Annotated in this window: 16 protein-coding genes; 3 read left to right on the top strand and 13 right to left on the bottom strand. The window is 65.6% G+C overall.

Annotated features, from left to right (window positions below):
* Positions 1-169: 169 nt before the first annotated feature.
* Both ABIE65_RS06440 and ABIE65_RS06435 read right to left on the bottom strand, forming a co-directional pair.
* A complete protein-coding gene (locus ABIE65_RS06440) occupies positions 170-1,111 on the bottom strand; it encodes a FecCD family ABC transporter permease (RefSeq protein WP_354076421.1) in 942 nt (313 codons plus the stop codon).
* 64 nt (positions 1,112-1,175) lie between these two features.
* Positions 1,176-3,101, bottom strand: a complete 1,926-nt coding sequence (locus ABIE65_RS06435) for a TonB-dependent receptor plug domain-containing protein (RefSeq protein ID WP_354076419.1) — start codon at positions 3,099-3,101, stop codon at positions 1,176-1,178.
* A 223-nt stretch (positions 3,102-3,324) separates the two neighbouring features.
* On the opposite strand from ABIE65_RS06435, the gene ABIE65_RS06430 reads away from it, so the two are divergent.
* Entirely contained in the window at positions 3,325-4,524 is a 1,200-nt protein-coding gene (locus ABIE65_RS06430) for a mandelate racemase/muconate lactonizing enzyme family protein (RefSeq protein ID WP_354076417.1), read from the top strand.
* Between the two features lie 18 nt (positions 4,525-4,542).
* Here the strand turns inward: ABIE65_RS06430 and bluB are convergent, their stop codons facing one another.
* The 8 genes from bluB to ABIE65_RS06390 all read right to left on the bottom strand — a co-directional run bounded on the left by bluB (position 4,543) and on the right by ABIE65_RS06390 (position 11,475).
* Complete coding sequence (gene bluB, locus ABIE65_RS06425; protein ID WP_354076415.1) at positions 4,543-5,178, bottom strand: 5,6-dimethylbenzimidazole synthase; 636 nt, start codon at positions 5,176-5,178, stop codon at positions 4,543-4,545.
* A 102-nt stretch (positions 5,179-5,280) separates the two neighbouring features.
* Positions 5,281-5,646, bottom strand: a complete 366-nt coding sequence (locus ABIE65_RS06420; RefSeq protein WP_354076413.1) for a response regulator — start codon at positions 5,644-5,646, stop codon at positions 5,281-5,283.
* Positions 5,643-6,203 (bottom strand): sensor histidine kinase, encoded by a 561-nt coding sequence (locus tag ABIE65_RS06415; protein WP_354076411.1) that lies wholly within the window; start codon positions 6,201-6,203, stop codon positions 5,643-5,645. Before ABIE65_RS06415 ends, ABIE65_RS06420 begins: the two co-directional genes overlap by 4 nt.
* A complete protein-coding gene (locus tag ABIE65_RS06410; RefSeq protein WP_354076409.1) occupies positions 6,128-8,083 on the bottom strand; it encodes a CheR family methyltransferase in 1,956 nt (651 codons plus the stop codon). Before ABIE65_RS06410 ends, ABIE65_RS06415 begins: the two co-directional genes overlap by 76 nt.
* A gap of 3 nt (positions 8,084-8,086) precedes the next feature.
* The gene (locus tag ABIE65_RS06405) at positions 8,087-8,791 is read right to left on the bottom strand and encodes a chemotaxis protein CheB (protein WP_354076407.1); all 705 of its coding nucleotides are present in this window, start codon (positions 8,789-8,791) and stop codon (positions 8,087-8,089) included.
* 131 nt (positions 8,792-8,922) lie between these two features.
* Positions 8,923-9,711 (bottom strand): hypothetical protein, encoded by a 789-nt coding sequence (locus ABIE65_RS06400; protein ID WP_354076406.1) that lies wholly within the window; start codon positions 9,709-9,711, stop codon positions 8,923-8,925.
* A gap of 18 nt (positions 9,712-9,729) precedes the next feature.
* Positions 9,730-10,191, bottom strand: coding sequence for a glycine/sarcosine/betaine reductase selenoprotein B family protein (locus ABIE65_RS06395; RefSeq protein ID WP_354076404.1), 462 nt, complete (start codon positions 10,189-10,191; stop codon positions 9,730-9,732).
* A gap of 447 nt (positions 10,192-10,638) precedes the next feature.
* Positions 10,639-11,475, bottom strand: coding sequence for a helix-turn-helix domain-containing protein (locus ABIE65_RS06390; RefSeq protein ID WP_354076403.1), 837 nt, complete (start codon positions 11,473-11,475; stop codon positions 10,639-10,641).
* Positions 11,476-12,065: 590 nt separating this feature from the next.
* On the opposite strand from ABIE65_RS06390, the gene ABIE65_RS06385 reads away from it, so the two are divergent.
* Positions 12,066-14,210: a DEAD/DEAH box helicase gene (locus ABIE65_RS06385; protein WP_354076608.1), complete on the top strand. Its 2,145-nt coding sequence runs from the start codon at positions 12,066-12,068 to the stop codon at positions 14,208-14,210.
* Positions 14,207-14,908 (top strand): DUF2290 domain-containing protein, encoded by a 702-nt coding sequence (locus ABIE65_RS06380; RefSeq protein WP_354076401.1) that lies wholly within the window; start codon positions 14,207-14,209, stop codon positions 14,906-14,908. Before ABIE65_RS06385 ends, ABIE65_RS06380 begins: the two co-directional genes overlap by 4 nt.
* A 111-nt stretch (positions 14,909-15,019) precedes the next feature.
* Here the strand turns inward: ABIE65_RS06380 and ABIE65_RS06375 are convergent, their stop codons facing one another.
* The 3 genes from ABIE65_RS06375 to ABIE65_RS06365 form a co-directional block, all read right to left on the bottom strand.
* Positions 15,020-15,256 (bottom strand): hypothetical protein, encoded by a 237-nt coding sequence (locus ABIE65_RS06375; RefSeq protein WP_354076399.1) that lies wholly within the window; start codon positions 15,254-15,256, stop codon positions 15,020-15,022.
* A 389-nt stretch (positions 15,257-15,645) separates the two neighbouring features.
* Complete coding sequence (locus ABIE65_RS06370; RefSeq protein WP_354076397.1) at positions 15,646-16,965, bottom strand: TRAP transporter large permease; 1,320 nt, start codon at positions 16,963-16,965, stop codon at positions 15,646-15,648.
* A gap of 140 nt (positions 16,966-17,105) precedes the next feature.
* Positions 17,106-17,639 (bottom strand): TRAP transporter small permease subunit, encoded by a 534-nt coding sequence (locus ABIE65_RS06365; protein ID WP_354076395.1) that lies wholly within the window; start codon positions 17,637-17,639, stop codon positions 17,106-17,108.
* Positions 17,640-17,819: the final 180 nt, after the last annotated feature.

The following is a 17,819-nucleotide window of genomic DNA, read 5'->3' as shown; positions in this document are numbered from 1 at the left end:
AGCGGTCAGGCCGTGGCCGGCGCGTTGAAGTGCCGATCTGCGCTCAACGGCGCCTCGCGGAGGCATGGCCGGCTATTCGCGATGGACGGTCCACCTGAGCCGGCGCGCATGGGGCAAGTCTACCTCGTCGCTCCGGCTCCGACACGCTCAAAAAAGATGCGCACCTGCCTCAGACGAGGCGGCGGCGGGCGCGAACGACGAGGAGAAGAAAGAACGGCACCCCAACCAACGCCGTAACCACGCCGACCTTAATCTCGGCTGTCGTTGGAACAAGGCGGACGAGGCTGTCGGCAGCGAGCAGAAGAGCGGCGCCCGCCAGCGCCGAAGGAAGCAGCACCGACGCCGGCCGGTGGCCGACGAATGGCCGGATCAGGTGCGGTACGACGAGCCCGAGAAAGCCGATCAGACCTGTCACTGAAACCGCCGCGCCCACGCCCAGACCGACTCCCACGATCACACGCACCCGCACGCCGCGCAGCGACACGCCCAGTGTCTGCGCCACCTCTTCGCCCAGGCTCATCGCATCGAGCGCGCGGCCGCAACCGAGGAGGATCGCGCAACCGAGCAGCATCGGCGCCGCAGCCAGTCCGACATGCAGGAAGCTGCGATCTTCGAGCGAACCGAGCAGCCAGAAGGCGATTTCGAGGGCCGCGAAAGGGTTCGGCGCCAGATTCAGCGCCAGCGACACGCCGGCGCCAGCGAGACTGCCGAGGGCGACGCCCGCCAGGATCAGCGTCAGGACCGATGCGTCGCGTCCGGCGACAGCACGCAGCAGCAGGATACCGATGAGGGCGCCGGCGATACCGCCCAGTGGCTGCGCCATCGGGAAGAGATCGGCAAGGCCGAAATAGAGGGCAATGACGGCGCCGAGCGCAGCAAACCCCGAGGTCCCTATAACCGCGGGTTCCGCGAGGGGGTTGCGCATCAGTCCCTGCAGCGCCGCGCCCGAAAGCGCCAGCGTCGCCCCTACCAGCAGCGCCAGCAGCACGCGCGGCAGTCGGATCTCGCCGACGATGATCCCTTCGGGGGTCGAGGGACTGAGCAGTGCACTGACGAGACGGCCCGGCGGGATGGTCACCGGACCGACCGTCAGTCCGGCTGCGGCCAGCACCAGGACGAGCAGCAGTAGGCCGCCGAGCAGGGCACCCTGCCCGATCCCCGCCCTCGCTCGCTGTTCAGAAGGTCGCACGCAGCCCCGCGAAGACCGATCGGCCAGGGGTGGCCAGATTCTCGGCTTCCTCGTAGTCCGCGTTGAACAGGTTGTCGATGCGGCCGTGCAGTTCCAGCCCATCGAGGAGCGCGTATCTCGCCGCAAGGCCTACCAACGTATAGGCATCGAGGCGGCCACGTTCGCCGCTCTGGTTGTAGCGTCTTCCGATATGGCTGGCACTAGCCTGGAACGACAGGCGATCGGTCAGTGATACATCGGCGACCACTGAACCGGCATGACGCGGCCGGCGCGCCAACTCGCTGCCGTCGCTCTGGTCCTCGGTGGTCATGAAGGTGTAGCTACCGGTCAGCGTGACCCGATCGGTCGGCGTCACCTTAAGCCCCAGTTCAACGCCCTCGGTCGTCGCCTCGTCGAGTTGGAGAAACGTCCCTGCACCAGCGTCGTACTCGATCAGGTCGTCGAAGTCGTTGCGGAAGAGCGTCGCGGAGGCGACGGCCATGCGGTTGAACAGGGTCTGCTCCACACCCACGTCCCAACTGCGGCTGCGCTCGACACCCAGGTCGGGATTGCCTCGCACGGGAAGGAAACCGAACAAAAAGGTATCGTCGAAGCGTTGCTGGATCGTCGGCGCCTTGGCGCCGGTGGCGTGGCTGGCACGCAGCACCGTGCCGGTTTCCGTAATGGGCAGCGCCGCCGTGAGGCGATACGTGAATTCGGTGCCGAACGCTTCGAAATCGTCGAACCTGCCTCCGGCGGTCAGGTTCAGCCGGTCGAACAGTTCAAGGCTGTAGAGCCCATAGGCCGCATAGGCATCCTCGTCGCGATCGTAGCGCTCCCGCGACGCACCGGCCGACCGTTCCCGCGCCTGTCCGTAGTCACGATGCACGTCGACGCCTAGCGTGAGTTGATTTGCATCGTCGAAGGCCAGGTCGTGGCGCCACTCCAGGCCGGCCCGCGCGCCGTCGAAATCGCTCACGGTTCGGACGCCGGCCGTCGATTCGTCCTCAAAACGACGGAGCGTACGGCTGCCGTAGAGATCGAGATGCTGAGTCCAGGCGCCATCGAGAAGCGCCAGTTCCGCCCCCAAGCGCCCCGACCAGACGCGGTCGTGCTTATCGGCGAAGCCGTCGCGGGTCGCCGTGGGGTCGAGTTCGGCGAACACGTCCTCGTATCGCGCGGCAGCGTCGAAGCGCAGTCGCTCGCTCGCCTCATAGCCGCCATGGCCGGACAGGGTGCGCAGCTTCGCGCCGTCCTTCTCGTCGCCGTCCTTCGATCGCGAGAAGCCTTCGGCAGTCTGGTTGACGGCGTCGAGGGTCAAGTCCCAACCCTCCCGCCTCGCCCCGAAGCCGGTCTCCTGACGAAAGGTGCCGTAGCTGCCGCCGCCGAGCCCGACGTAGCCACCGACGCCTTCGTCCGCGCGGCGCGTGACGATGTTGATCACGCCGCCGATCGCCTCGCCGCCATAGAGCGCGCTCTGGGCACCGCGCAGCACTTCGATGCGCTCGATTCCCTGGACGGACAGGCCGGCGAAGTCGAAGCGTCCACCGGTACTCGCCGGATCGTTGACGCGGACACCGTCGACTAGGACCAGCGTCTGGTCCTCGTCCGCGCCGCGGATCGAGACATCGGTGCGCGCGCCGAGCCCGCCGCTGTTGACCACGGTCACGCCGGCGACGCGGCGCAGCAACGCCTCGACGCTGGTAGCGCCGCTCGCCTCGATAGCGGCCCGGTCGATTACAGTCACCGCGCTACCAAGCCGGTCGGCGGGAGTCGGCACGCGGGTGGCGCTCACCACGAGCGGTGCCAGCACGATGGTCGACCCGTCGCCCGGTTCGGCGGCGGCAACCGAGAGCGAGAGAGTTGCAGAGAGAACGAAAACGATTCCTGCGCGCGCGGCGGTCGCCGCTCGCGCCCTGGGGCCTTCAGACATCGTCGAGATCTGCCTGGTTCCGGTTTCGGACCCCCGTCACGCCTAGCGTGTCCCGGGGAGGCCTGCATGAGGCAGGCGGCAACATGAATGCGTGGCGAGGCGGGCGACGTCAAGGTCGCGCCGACAGGCTCGGTTCGCGCGCCGCTGATCCGCGCTCCGAGCGTTGACACTGCGCCGGCCCGGGTCTCCGATGCCCCACACAAGAAGCGCGGAGGAGAAGGCCATGAAGGTCGCGAAGATCGAGACGCTGCACTGCGACGCCGGCTGGCGGAACTACCACTTCGTCAAGCTGACGACCGAAGATGGGGTCGTCGGCTGGAGCGAGTTCGACGAGGGCTTCGGATCGCCCGGCGTCACCGCGGTCATCGAGAAGATGGGTGAGCGGGTGATCGGCCAACGCGCCGGCGACCATGAGCGCATCCACGCCGAACTCTACTGCCTGACGCGGCCCGCCGCCGGTGGCGTCGTCGCCGAGGGCCTGGGGGCCATCGAGAACGCACTGCTCGACGCGAAGGCGCGCACGCTCGGTGTCCCCTGCTACGAACTGCTCGGTGGCAAGGTCCGCGACCGGGTCCGGCTCTACTGGTCGCACTGCGCCACATGGCGCATCAATCACCCGACGTTCTACAAGCCGCCTATCACCGACCTGGACGGCGTGAAGGCGATGGGCGCGGAGGTGAAAGAGAAAAATTTTACAGCACTCAAAACGAATATCTTCATTCATGGCGATAACGGCGCGAAGGGCTGGCGGCCGGGCTTCGGCGTTCCGTTCATGCCGGAGCTGAACGTCGACCGGCACGTGCTGCGCAATCTGCGCGCCCACCTGGAGGCGTTCCGCGACGGCTGCGGGCCGGACGTCGACATGCTGCTCGACCTGAACTTCAACGCGAAGACGGAGGGCTATCTCAAGATCCTGCGCGAGATCGCCGACCTCGACATGTTCTGGATCGAGATCGACAGCTACAACGCCCAGGCGCTCGCCTACATCCGCAGCCACAGCCATCACCCGATCAGCTCGTGCGAGACCCTGCTGGGACTGCGAGAGTTCCTGCCCTATTTCCAGCACCAGTCGATGGACGTCGCGATCATCGACGCCGTGTGGAACGGCGTATGGCAGTCGATGAAGATCGCGGCATCTGCCGAGGCGCACGAGATGAACGTCGCGCCACATAACTTCTACGGCCACCTCTGCACGATGATGAACGCCCACTTCGCGGCCGCCGTGCCGAACCTGCGCATCATGGAGATCGACATCGACCGCTTGGACTGGGACCACGAGTTGTTCACGGTCCTGCCGCCGATCGAGGACGGCTACCTCGTCATCCCGGACACGCCCGGCTGGGGCACCGAGCCGAACGAGGAGGCGATCCGCGCTCGGCCACCGAAGGGCGGCGGGGGAATGCTGCACTACGGCAAGAAGTGAACACGGGGCGACGCCGGTTCAGCGCTCCACGATCCTGTCGAGGATTCGGCGCCGCCTCTCCCAGCCCACGGCTTCCAGTTCGGCGGTGTCGGACTCGCGTTCCGGCCAGCCGAGGCAGAGATAGGCGGTCAGGCGCCACCCGTCGGGAACGTCGAGCGCCGCGGCGACCTCCTGTTCGTCGAGGATGGATACCCAGCCCAGGCCGAGGCCGCGCGCCCGTGCCGCGAGCCACATGAGCATCACCGCGCAGACCGCGGAATAGTCGCGTGTCTCCGGCATCGAGATTTGGCCGAGGCCGTGCCCCTGCCCGCCCTCGTGGTCAGTGTAGACCGCGAGCTGTTCGGGGGCGCGGTCGATGCCGGCCAGCTTGAGCGAGGCGTACAGGTGTGCACGCTCCCCCGAGAAGCCGGCCAGCGCACGCGCGTTCGTGCGGTCGAAGCTGGCCCGCACGGCATCGCGTGCCGCGGCACTGCGCACGCGGACGATCCGCCACGGCTCGCTCAATCCGACCGACGGCGCCTCGCCGGCGGCGGCCAGAACTTCGCCCAACAGGTCCTCCGGCACCGCATCGGTGCGAAACGACCGTACGTCGCGTCGCCACCGAAACAGCCGGTCGAGTGCGTCGATGAACTCCTGCGAAAAGGTCGTCGCCATTCAAGTGGCTCGTCTGGCTGATCGATGAGAGCGCGTCTTAGCGATCGCAGGGCGCGACGGCTACCCCGCGCTCCCTCGATCATCAGCTGCCGCCGAAACCGGTTACGCCTCCGCCCGCTGGTCGAGCAGCGTGACGACACGATCGACGATCTGGCGCTCCTGGAACGGCTTGGCGAGGGTGGTCGTCCCTCGGTATTCGGGGGGCAGCTGGCTGTTCGCGTAGCCGGTGAGGAAGAGGAAAGGAATGCCGCGCGCGATGAGGGCATCCGCGACGGGGAAGACCTTGGCGCCCCCCAGATTCACATCCAGCACGGCGCCGTCGAGCGCCTCCGTTTCCGCGGCGGAAACGGCCTGGTCGAGGCGGCTGAACGGGCCCACCGGCATGAAGCCGGCATCGCTGATCGCGGCTTCCAGGCTGATTGCGATCAGCACCTCGTCTTCCACGATGAGGATCCGCATGATCGTCATTTCGCCTCCTCGCCCGGGGGAAGTCGAACGAGATCCCCCGTCAGCGGCAATGTGATCCGGACCACGAGGCCGGATGCCCCGTAGGCGTAGTGGACGTCTCCGTCGAGTTCGAAACCGATGCTACGCTCCACCAGCTGCGTGCCGAATCCGGGTCGCTCCGGCGGAGTGGCAGGCGGCCCGCCGCGCTCGCTCCAGACGATGACGAGCGTCCCGCCCGGGTCGTCCGGCGCGCTCCAGTCGACCTGCACCGTACCGCCGGCGACGGAAAGGCTGCCGTGCTTGACGGCGTTGGTGCAGAGCTCGTGAACGACCATTCCGAGCGACAGGGCCGCCCGCGGCGCCAGCAGGACCTCGGGGCCGTCGAGGTGGATGTGCTTCGGCTCGGCATCGTAGGGATCGAGTTCGGCGATGAGCAGGTCGCGGAGCGATACGGTCGACCACTGCACGTCCGAGACCAGCGTGTAGGTGGCCGCCAGCGCGTTCAGCCGCCCCAGGAACGACTGGCCGAATTCCTCCAGCGATCGCGCCCGCCGCAGCGTCTGCGAGGCGAGCGACAAATGACCGTCAGCATGTTCTTCACGCGGTGGTTCAGCTCGGCGACCAGCAGGCGCTGCTGCTCCTCCGCCTCGATGACACTGGTCACGTTCAGGAAGGTGACGAGCACGCCGTCGACGACATCGTCGCCGTTCCGGTAGGGCAGGATGCGCATGAGGTAGTGCGCGTCGCCGTCGATCCGCCGCACGTCCCGCTCGACCGGCTGCACCGTGTCCAGCACCTCGCGGATGTCGCGGCGCAGCTGCTCGTAGTCGAGGCGGCTGGCGATGTCGGTGATCGGCCGGCCGCGGTCGGACGGGATCAGCCGGAACACCTCCGTCACGGCGGGCGTGAAGCTGCGGATCAGCATGTTGCGGTCGAGGAAGATGGTCGCGATCCGCGTGCTCTCGAACAGGTTGCGCAGGTCGGCGTTGGCCGTGTCGAGCGCATCGACCTTCTGCGCCAGCTCGAGATTGACGGTGTGCAGTTCCTCGTTGAGGGACTGCAACTCCTCCTTCGAAGTCTCCATCTCCTCGTTGGTCGACTGGACCTCCTCGTTGACCGACAGGAGTTCCTCGTTCGCCGACTTCAGCTCCTCCAGCGACGTCTCGTATTCCTCGATCGTCGTCTGCAGGCGCTCGCGCGTGGCGCGCAGCTCCCGCTCGAGTGCGGCAACCGGGTCGCACTGGTCGACGCTCTCCTCGGCCCTCGCCTCGCCCTGGTTCCGCGGCGCGGGTGGCCCGACCTCCTCGAAGACCACCAGGTAGAGCGGGTCGGTCTCGATCTCGTGCAGCGGCTCGACGGTCAGCCGGATGTGCTGGACGCCGCCCTCGAACTCGACCTCCAGGTCGGGCTTGGTGACGGTGCGCTGGGTTTCGATCGCATCCGCGAGGGCCGCCCGCAGCTCCAGCCGCAGGCCGCGCCGCGCCATGGTCACGAGCTGCCGGTTCGGCGCGCCGACCGGGGGCTCCAGGAACTTGCCGGTGCGCGACGAGAAGCTGACCACGTCGCCGTCGCCGTCGACCACGACGTGCGGCGGCGCGAACCGGTCGAGCACCCGCCGCTCGATCAGCCGTGTCGACAGCTGCGATGTCGCCTCGACCGCACGGTTGCCGGCGCGCGGACGTTGCAGGCGACCTGTCGATGCGGCGAGCATCGCGCCGGGATAGGCGGTGGCGCCGTCGCGGCGCCGGAACACGCGCTGGGCCTGGTCAACCGGGGCGAAGAGCTGCGAGTTGTGGCTGATGTTCTCCGAGTTGCCGAGGAACAGATAGCCGCCGGGCCGCAGCGCGTAGTGGAAGACCGGGAAGACCTGGTCGTGCAGCCCGCCGCCCAGATAGATCAGCAGGTTGCGGCAGGAGATCAGGTCGATGCGCGAGAAGGGCGGATCGCGGATCAGACTGTGCGCCGAGAAGACGCAGAGGTCGCGGATCTCCTTGACCGGCGTGAAGATGCCGTCGCCGGTGAAGAACCGGTCGCGCCGCGTCGGCGACACGCCGCCCATCATCGCCTCCGGATAGCGCCCGCTGCGCGCGACCGCCAGCGCCGCCTCGTCGATGTCGGTCGCGAACACCTGCACCCGCGGCACCACCTTCAGCGTGTCCATGTGCTCGCGCAGCAGGATGGCGATCGAATAGGCCTCCTCGCCCGTCGAGCAGCCCGGCACCCAGACGCGCAGCGTGTCGGAGGCCCCCTTCCCCTCGAACAGCTTCGGCACGACCAGCTTCGCCAGCGCCTCGAACGCGTCCTCGTCGCGGAAGAAGCTGGTCACGCCGATCAGCAGGTCGCGGAAGAGGTTGATGATCTCCCCCTCATCCTTCTGCAGCAGGTCGACATACGCCTCGACGTCGGTGACCTGCAGCACCTTCATGCGCCGCTCGACCCGGCGCATGAAGGTCTTCACCTTCTAGCCGCTGAAGTCGTGCCCGGTCTGGTGGCGCAGCAGGCCGTAGATCCGCTCCTGCGCCTCGCGCAGCACCTGACGCGCGTTCGACTGCCGTTCGGCCTCCAGGACCGTCTCCAGCGACAGCCGGCTGTTGACGTATTCTATCAGTTTGGGTCCGATCTGCTCGACCGGCAGGACGATGTCGACGAAGCCGGTCGCGACGGCGCTGTCGGGCATCTCCGGATAGGCCGGCCGCGACCCGTCGCTGCCCTGGGCCACGGCCAGGCCGCCGGCCTCCTTGATCGCCTTCACGCCCAGCGCGCCGTCGCTGCCGCCGCCGGACATGACCACGCAGATCGCCTGATCGCCGAGATCCTCGGCCAGCGAGCCGAAGAAGATGTCGATCGGGTGGCGCTCGCGCTGAGTGGCGTTGGGCGGCCGCAGGCGGATCGTCCGACGCTTGACCGTCAGGATCGTGTTGGCCGGGATGACGTAGATGCGGTTCGGCGCGATCGCCTCGCCGTCCGTCGCCAGCACGACCGGCATCGGCGCGGAGTAGCCGATGACCTCCGGCAGGCTGCTCACGCGGTCGGGCGACAGGTGCGTGACGACGACGAACGCCATGCCGGGTTCGGCCGGCAGGTGGCGAAAGAACTTCTCGAAAGCCTCGACGCCGCCCGCGGACGCCCCGACACCGACGATCGGGAAATCGGCGGACTCGCTCATGCTAGGTCTATCCCCGCTGGATGGTCGACCGGATGTCTATCGCCGATCCGATGTCACCTTAAACCTTGTGGCTTACGCCATGAACCACCGCGGCAGCGGGGCGGTTCCGCTACGCCGATAGCACACCCGGCTTACCCCGGCGCGGCGCCGCCCCGCTCCGCCAGGATCGCCTCCGCCGCGCGCGGCACCAGCAGGCGGGTGGCCACCGTCTTCAGCGCCGCGTCGTCCGAGGCCGCCCCCGCCGCCTGGACGGCCAGGAGCAGGGCGCCGGCCTGGGTCTCGGTCCAGAACCAGCGCAGCGCCTCGGCCGGGGTGTGGCGGACGTCCGGCCGGGCGGCGGCCGCCTCGTGGTAGAAGGCGGTCAGGTCGTCGCCGGCCAGCTTCAGCAGCTGCGCCACCGAGACGCCCGCCACCGGGCTCCCGGCCTCGGCCCCCTCGTTCGCCACCGCGTCGAGGAATTCGGCGATGGCGAGCGGCTCCAGCCCGCTGGCGCCCACCGTGCTGCGCCGGCCGCGGGCCAGCGCCAGGTCGTGCCAGGGCTGCAGCCGGCCGATCTCGTCGTTCACCCGCTCGACCAGCGTCGGCGCCCGCGCATCCTCGGGAGACGGGAACGACACCGGGCAGAACAGGCCGTCGTCCGCCTCCGCCGTCACCGCCGCGGGCGGCGCCTCGTCCGGGAAGTCCACCAGCACCGGGACGCCCGGCCCGGCCGGACCGTCCGGCTCGTCGAACAGCGCCAGCGCCGCGGCCAGCACCCGGCGCTGGAAGGCCGGGTCGTTCGGCGTGCCCAGCGGCCGGCCGAGTTCGAACGGCACCCACAAAGCGCGCGGCGGCCGCATCGCCTCGGCATGCTCGCGGATCAGCGCGATCGCCACGGTCGGCAGCCCCGCCGCCTCGAACCAATGTGCCAGCGCGCACACGGCGCGCGTGCAGTTCGGTCAGACGGGGGCGAAGACGACGGCGTCGACGCCGTCCGCCTTCAGCAGGCCCACGATGTCGGCCGCGTCGGCCCGCATCGCCTCCGGGTCGGTCGCCCCCATGACGCTGTAGTGGAAGGCGGCGACCGAACCGATCGCGCCGTCCGCCGCCATCTCGTTCAACCGGTCGAGCGGCAGGACGACGTTCAGGTCCTGCTGGAAGCCGGTGCGGTCGTAGTTGACCGACACGTGCGTCATGACCAGGTCGCCGCCGGCCGTGTCGCCCGGAATCACCCGGTAGTCGCCGGACCCCGGCCCGAACGGCCGGTCGCCGCGCCGCATCAGCCCGGCCGTGGTGACCAGCGCCACCCGCCTCTCGGACAAGGGCGGCCCGTCGGCGCGCGGCGTCGTGTCGAACGTCGGACAGGGCAGCCCCGCGATATGGCGCGCCAGCGCCGGGGGCAGGTCGGACAGACGGGCCATGGCGGCTCCTTCCGGTGAGGGTGGCGCCACGGTAGCGCGATAGCGGGCGGGGGTGGAAGGATTGCGAGGGGGTGGCGGACGGGCCCGGAGCACGGCGCCTTCTCCCAACGACCGCCGCCCCCTCGCCCCTCTCGATTGTCATCCTCGGGCGGAGCGCAGCGCAGACCCGAGGATCCACGGCAGGCGCACAGGCACCGCGCGGCGCTCCCTGCCGCCGCGTCAGGCGGCCATGGATCACCGGATCTCCGCTTCGCTCCGTCCGGTGATGACAGTGAGTGAGGGCGGCGAGAGCGAGGAAGGTGGCAGGCGACCGTACTCTCCCGCACTTCCCTCCCTCGCCCCCCTCCATTGTCATCCTCGGGCGGAGCGCAGCGCAGACCCGAGGATCCACGGCAGGCGCACAGGCACCGCGTGGCGCTCCCTGCCGCCGCATCAGGCGGCCATGGATCACCGGATCTCCGCTGCGCTCCGTCCGGTGATGACAGTGAGAGAGGGCGGCATCTGCGGCCAGGCGGCGGCGGTGCGCGGTAGGGTCTTCAGCAGGTCGGGGATCGGCCACGCGCCCGCCGCATGCCCCGTCTTATGCGCCCGCGTCTTGGCCGCAGTATGAAACGTCGTGAAACACGCCTCGGAAAACGTCGCACGGCGCCGGGGCGGCACGGGCGGCGCGGCCGCCGCGGGCGGCGCGGCCGCCTCGGTCGCTCCGACCGCGTCGGCGGGCTGGCCCCCCGCCCCACCGGCGTCGCGGGACGGCGCGGCCTCCGGCTCCGGCTCCGGATCGGGCTCCAGCTCCAGCGGCGCGCCCACCGCATAGACCGCCGGGTCGGGAGGCGGCGCCTCGCCCCAGGCGGCCGCGTCCTCGGCGAGATCGAGCCCGGCGCGGGCCTCGCCGATGTCGATCCGCGCGAGGCCCAGCCGGTCCGCCACCCAGAAGGCAGCGCGCAGGTTGCCCTGCCGCACCGCCGCCTCGATCGCGTCCACCGCCGCCGCCTGCAACCCCCGGAACCGCCCGGCCGCCTCGACCGCCAGGAACCGCTGCTCCTCCGCCACCCGCGCCCGCAACCGCTCCGACCGCTGCAGCACCCGCCACAGCGTGCTCCGCGAACACCCCACCTGCGCCGCCACGTCCTTCAACGCATCGCCGCGGGCGATCATCAGCGCGGCAAGGTTCCAGGCTTCGGGGGTGGCGACGCGGGCGCCGGGGCCGGACCGGGATGCGGGTGGAGACACGGTATCGGGACCGGTCGGGGTCCCCGACGGAGCGAGTGCGGACTGGAGGGGCATGATCGTCTCCTGCAAGCCAACAAGGGGACTTTCATCCTACAGGACAATTGGCGGATTTCAATGATAAAAATCCTAGATGAGTCGTCTGGCTTCGGTGGGAACGCACCCTGCGGGCCAGGATCCAGGACGCGCCGCGTCGGCGACACCGACCGGCGCCGACGGTAGAATGGCGCCTACCGCTACCGGCAACCGAGGCTGGCGCATGACCGGGAGTTGTATCGCTATCGAGACCGCCGCATCTCTGGGCGACGCTCTCCCGGCCCCGACGCGGGCGACCGCGGTCCGAAGGGTGACCCTCACCCAAGAGCTCGAGCAATCACTTTGCTGACCAACGCGAGCGGCACATCGATACGTTCCGGTGCACCTCGACGTCCCGCCGGGACATCCGCTCCCGCCGCCGGAAACGCACGGGCTGAAGGCCAGCCACCTCACAAGCGAGCAGCGCCGACGGCTCAGTGCCCAACGGCGTCGGAGGTCGCTAGCCTCTCCCCTTTTCGGAAACCAGATGATAGCGTCTCTAATGCGCCCGGCCGCCGCGCCCTCGCGGAGGTGCGGCCGGGTACCCTCGCAGCAAGTAAGCAGTGAGCTACATGCCCATCGAGATAGTTGTAACCACGGATCGCTATCAATCCGATCCGGGCGCGCGGACGATAATAGATTTTATTCGAAAGAATGATAGGCAGCTTCTTCTAGAAGATGCTACTTTATACTATGATTTTCCGTCCTATACAGATTATGACTCAGAAATAATACGCCCAGACATTTTAATATTAAGCCCCACGCACGGTTTTATTGCAATAAAAATTGTTAGCGATGGTGAGGCGCAAGCACCGAACTTCGCTATTGAATCTATCGATGATTCGCTTTCCGACTTTACGAGCAACTTATATGCGCGACTCCTGAAAAGCCGCGACCTACGCTTGTCCCGCACGAAGTCTATGATTGATGTAAATCCAGTGATATACGATCTCCGGTCAAAACGAGCAGATGCCACGGCATTTGAGGCGGAGAGCGCTTTCTGCAGTAGCACAGAAGGCTTTTTGAGCACTATTCGGGGATTTAAGATTGAACCTCTCGCCGATAAGTTAATTCAGGAAGCTCGATCAGTCGTCGAAGGTGCGAAGGCGCTGACACGTTCTCAAAAGCGGATAACGCCTGATCCTGACCGGCACCCGCTCGCTGCCGCGCTTGCCAAGCTAGAGTCTGAGATCGCAAACTTCGATCAAAAACAGCGTCACGTTGCCCTTGTCGACGCGGGTGGGCCAACCCGAATACGGGGGCTAGCTGGATCCGGCAAAACCGTTATACTCGCAATGAAGGTTGCTCATCTTCATCTGAATAAACCGCAGTCGCGCATTCTGATAACATTCTTTACAAGAAGTTTGCGCGCCACGATCAAGACGTTGATCACAAGATTCTACCGTCATTACGCAGAAAGTGATCCAGATTGGTCATACATCCACATTCGGCACGGCTGGGGGGGACGAACTTCGCCTGGTGTTTATTCTGATGCATGCAAAAGACAAAACGTTCCAGCCCTAAATCTACAGGAAGCCCAGAGAGCCGCGGCGGGCCACCAAAACGCATTTGCGGCCGCGTGCGCGGATCTTCTATCAAAAGCTAACGTTACTCCTTTTTACGACTATACGTTAATAGATGAGGGGCAGGATTTCCCGCCAAGCTTTTACAGGCTGTGCTTTTTTTTAACAAAAGGCGAGAGGGACCGGAAGAACATAATATGGGCATACGATGAACTTCAAGATATTATGAAGATCAAGATTCGGCAACCCGATGAACTATTCGGGATTGATGCGGATCACAAACCCCGCATATCTCTAGATCGGTCAGCATCGCATTTACCGCCCGGCGCCACCAATGACGCCATATTAAGCAAGTGTTACAGAAATCAGCGCGATGTACTCGTGACAGCACATGCCCTCGGTTTTGGCGTGTACGGCAACATAGTGCAGCTTCTGGAAAGCAAAGAGCACTGGCAAGATGTTGGCTATGATGTTTTGTCCGGCCCGCTGACAACTGGGGAGAATGTCCATATAGTTCGGCCTGATTACAATAGCCCGGTAACAATTCAGACGACAGATGGCTTCCCGCTGGTCGACTGGTATCGCGCGGATAACTTACCTTCTGAAGTGGACTGGGTAGTCGATTCTATTAAGGAATTTATAGATCGAGGTGTCGGTGCGGAAGATATCATTGTCATAGCGCTTGATGATCGCAATGCACGTGGATACCTGAAGCGCATATCAAGCGACTTAGCGCTCGCCGAGATTTCGACAAATAACATAATAGCAGACCCCTACAACGAGCCGCCCTTCAACATTCCAGGCAAGGTTACATTATCTACAGTTTATCGCGCGAAAGGCAACGAAGCCGCCGTGGTATTTGCGGTTGGCGTGGACGCGGTCGACACTGCGTCGCGAGATGGTCGGAATAAGCTATTTACAGCGTTTAGCCGATCTAAGGCATGGCTGCGAATCAGTGGCACCGGCGATGACGCCCGCACTATCATCGGAGAACTTAAAAAGGCGACCGCTCTTGCTCCTGAAATCAAATTCGTCATGCCGGACTTGGAAAAAATAGAGACTATTCAGCGCGGGCTCAGTCGCAAGCAGGCGAGAGCTAAGGCTGCCCGAGATGAGTATATTCGGAAGCTCAAGCTCGCCGGCTTGACGGAGGAAGAGATAGAAGAGGAGCTTTCTGCGGGCGGCGAAAAATGAATAAAAAGGACGTAGTAAGCGGCATCCTCAAAACCTGGCAGGTTTCTGAGTCACTGGGTATCGCGCAATCGTTTTCTAACCCTTCACCCTTAGTGGCCTCCGAGGCTTTCATAGGCGCGGCCCGGTCCGCTCAGCTGGACTATGAGTCTCTGTATTTAGAAGGGTTGAAGTACAGCGACTATAATATAATCCTATATGATTTTTCTTATTTTCAATTTAGCTGGTCGGAGGATTCCCACGTTCGGTTCGCGTTTTATCCCAACCCGTTCTTGGGAGCGCAAGCCGACCACGTTCGAGAACTTCAGGAACTGCGTGAATTTCAGGACGAAGGCGTTATTGATTTCGAAGAATACCTTCACCGCGCTTCTGAACTCCGACGGCCGGGCCACCCACCGCTGCTGAGATATGAGAATTCACCCGCCCAGTACGTTGAAATATCGCATCCTTGCTCTCATTTCCATTTTGGATATCATTCAGAGAACCGCTGGGCCGTTCGCCGTGAACTTACAGCATTCGCCTTCGGTCTGATCTGCCTTCGACACTTTTACGCCGATACTTGGTTTGGGGCGCGATCGATGAAACTATTTGGAATCGAAGGCGTCCCTAACGAATTTTTGACGTCCGAGAAATCAAGATGCCGCATATTGCCCGATACCTTATTTACCGCCACTGAGGATAGGCATTTTTCGTGGTCATAGACAGCTACAATTAATTCGCACCGCGACGGATATTGTTTGCCGATGGATTTCGGGTCGCAGTGGTCGCCAGGAAACGGCGCGGCCTGTCAATGGACCGTCCGAGGTGGTGGGCTACTCGCCACTCGGCGAGTTCATTGTAGAGTGGGGCGAACGTCCCGTGGCTCGCCTCATGGCGTCCATGACGTGCGTCCGCGGGTGGACCTGCCGGCGCTTTTCCATTAGTTCGGCGAGCGCCTCGTCCATCAGCGCCGGCAGGTCGAGACCCTCGATGCGGGCGAGCGTGCGGACGGCGGAGAGCCGTTCCGCGTCGAGCTGGGTTTCGACCATCTCGCGGGTTCGGGACGACATGGGTGCCTCCGGCCGGCGATGTCGTCGGCGAGCATCGCGAAATGGTCCGCGACGATCGCGTCGTTCTGCCCGTCCGTCCAGTCCCGTCGCCGCCATGCGGCAATGCTAGGCGGGAGCGGCGGTGGACGCCACCGGTCGGCGTGCGATGCCGCCGGCGGGTTCCCAGGCGGCGTGGTGGGTCCCGGATCTGCGCGCTACGCGCTTGTCCGGGAAAGTGAAGAAGGGAGGGCTGCGCCCCTGCGGCCGGGAAAGTGGAAGAGGGAGGGCTGCGCCCCTGCGGCCGGGACAGTGTGCAAGGGGGCTGCGGCCGGGGCAGCGGGTTCGGGCCGGAGGACCCTCCGGACGATCCCGCCGCTACGGCTTCTCCGGCCGAGCCGTCATCGCCACCCTCACGTCTGCATCAGGCTCGGCAGCCAGGTGATGATGCCGGGGAAGATCATGCAGAGGGCGAGGCCGAAGATCATGAGCAGGACGAACGGGATCGCCGACTTGTAGATGTCGAACATCGTGACGCCCGGCGGCACGACGGCCTTCATGTAGAACAGGTTGAAGCCGAAGGGCGGCGTCAGGTAGGCGATCTCCATGTTGACCACGAACAGGATGGCGAACCACAGGGGATCGAAGCCCAGCGACATGACGATCGGGAAGAAGATCGGCGCGGCCAGCAGCACGATGCCGGTGGGATCGAAGAACATGCCCAGCACGAACAGGATGAGTTGCATGGTGATGATCACCATCCAGGGCTCGCCCACGCCCCTGATCAGGTCGCCGATGAGCGACGAGGCCCCCGTCACGGCGTAGAGCGCCGTGAAGGCCGAGGCGGCGAACACGATCCAGATCACCATGGTGCTGAGCCGCAGGGTGACGAACAGCGCCGAGGAGAAGGTCTCGCGGTTGAAGGTGCGCTTGATCACCGCGCTGAGGATGGCCCCGAAGGCGCCGACCGCCGACGCCTCGCTGGGCGTGGCGAGGCCGAAGAACATCGATCCCATCACCGCGATGATGAGGCAGATCGGCAGCGCCAGCCCGGCCAGCAGCCGGATCCGCTCGCGCCGCGGCAGCCTGTCGGCCGGCGGCACGGCGGGGCCCATGTCCTTCTGCACGGCGCAGCGGATGAGGATGTAGGCGACCATCAGGCCGCTGAGCAGGAGGCCCGGCAGGATGCCGGCGATGAACATCTGGCCGATCGACTGGCGCGAGGTGAGCGCCAGGATGATCATCAGGATGCTGGGCGGGATCAGGATGCCGAGCGAGCCGCCCGCCGAGATGCAGCCGATCGCGATGTCCTTCTTGTAGCCGCGCTTCAGCATGGAGGGGAGCGCGATCAGGCCCATCGAGGTGGTCGCCGCACCGCTGATGCCGACCATGGCGGCGAACATCGTGCAGATGAGCACCGTGCCGGCGGCGAGGCCGCCGCGCAGGCCGCCCATCCAGTGGTACATCAGCTCGTACATGTCCTCGGCGATGCCGCATCGTTGGAGCATCGCCCCCATGAATATGAACATGGGCACGGCCACGAGCATGAACATGTCCATGGCCATGTAGGTGCGGTTCGCGAGGACCGGCAGCGCGTGCGGCCCCCACAGCAGGATGATGAAGATCGTCGCGGTGCCGCCGATCGCGAAGACCAGCGGCAGTCCCAGCAGCAGGAGGACGACGAGACTGCCGAACAGGACGATCGTCAGCCATTCCGGGCCAAGGTCGAGCATTCACATACTCCTGGGGATCTGGTCGGTGCCCTGCGGCGGCCGGGCCGTCGGCGCACCGGTGACCATGGCCGCCTGGGTGACGCTGGTCGTGGCGCTGGGCTTGGGCGGTGGCACTGGGCGCGGGCCGCGGCCGCAGCCGGCTACGGAACCGGCACCTGCACGGGGAACCTGTCCTCGCCGTCGATGACGATGAACACGTCGCGGATGAGTTTGGCGAGAAGCTGCATCAGGAAGAGGAAGCAGCCGACCGGCAGCGTCGTCCGCAGCGGATAGTAGATCGGCTGCCAATGCGACATCGTGGTCTCGCCGATCTTCCACGAGTTGATCGTGATCTCCAGCGATACCCAGAACAGCACGCCGATGAAGAGGAAGGCGAAGCCGCAGGTCAGGATGTCGAGCACGGCCCTGCCGCGCGGCCCGAACTGGCCCCAGACGATGTCGACGTTGACGTGGCCGCCGGCCAACAGCGTATAGGCGCCGCCGAGCGCGATGTAACCGCCGTAGATGAACAGCGAGATGTCGTAGGCCCACAACGACGGCGAATTGAAGAAGTACCTGAGCACGATCTCCCAGATCATGACTGCGAGCATCGGGCAGATCAGGAATGCGACGATCCAGGCGAACTTCGCGTTCAACCAGTCCGTAAAGCGCACGTAGCCTTCGATTACTTTCACGGTACAACCCACTTCTGGCCAACTCGACGGCTCGTCCGTCCGAAACCGCCCATTGCGAGCGCCCAAGGCCACACGGAACACGGCCGCACAGGACGGCCCCGCACGAGACAGGCCCGCACGGGGCGACGCACCATGCGCGGTGCGCCGCCCCGTCTCATGTCCGGCCGGTCACCGGTGCGC

The organism is Constrictibacter sp. MBR-5 (assembly GCF_040549485.1).
In the GTDB taxonomy this organism is placed as follows: domain Bacteria; phylum Pseudomonadota; class Alphaproteobacteria; order JAJUGE01; family JAJUGE01; genus Constrictibacter.
This window is presented reverse-complemented; position numbering and strand designations above follow the sequence as displayed.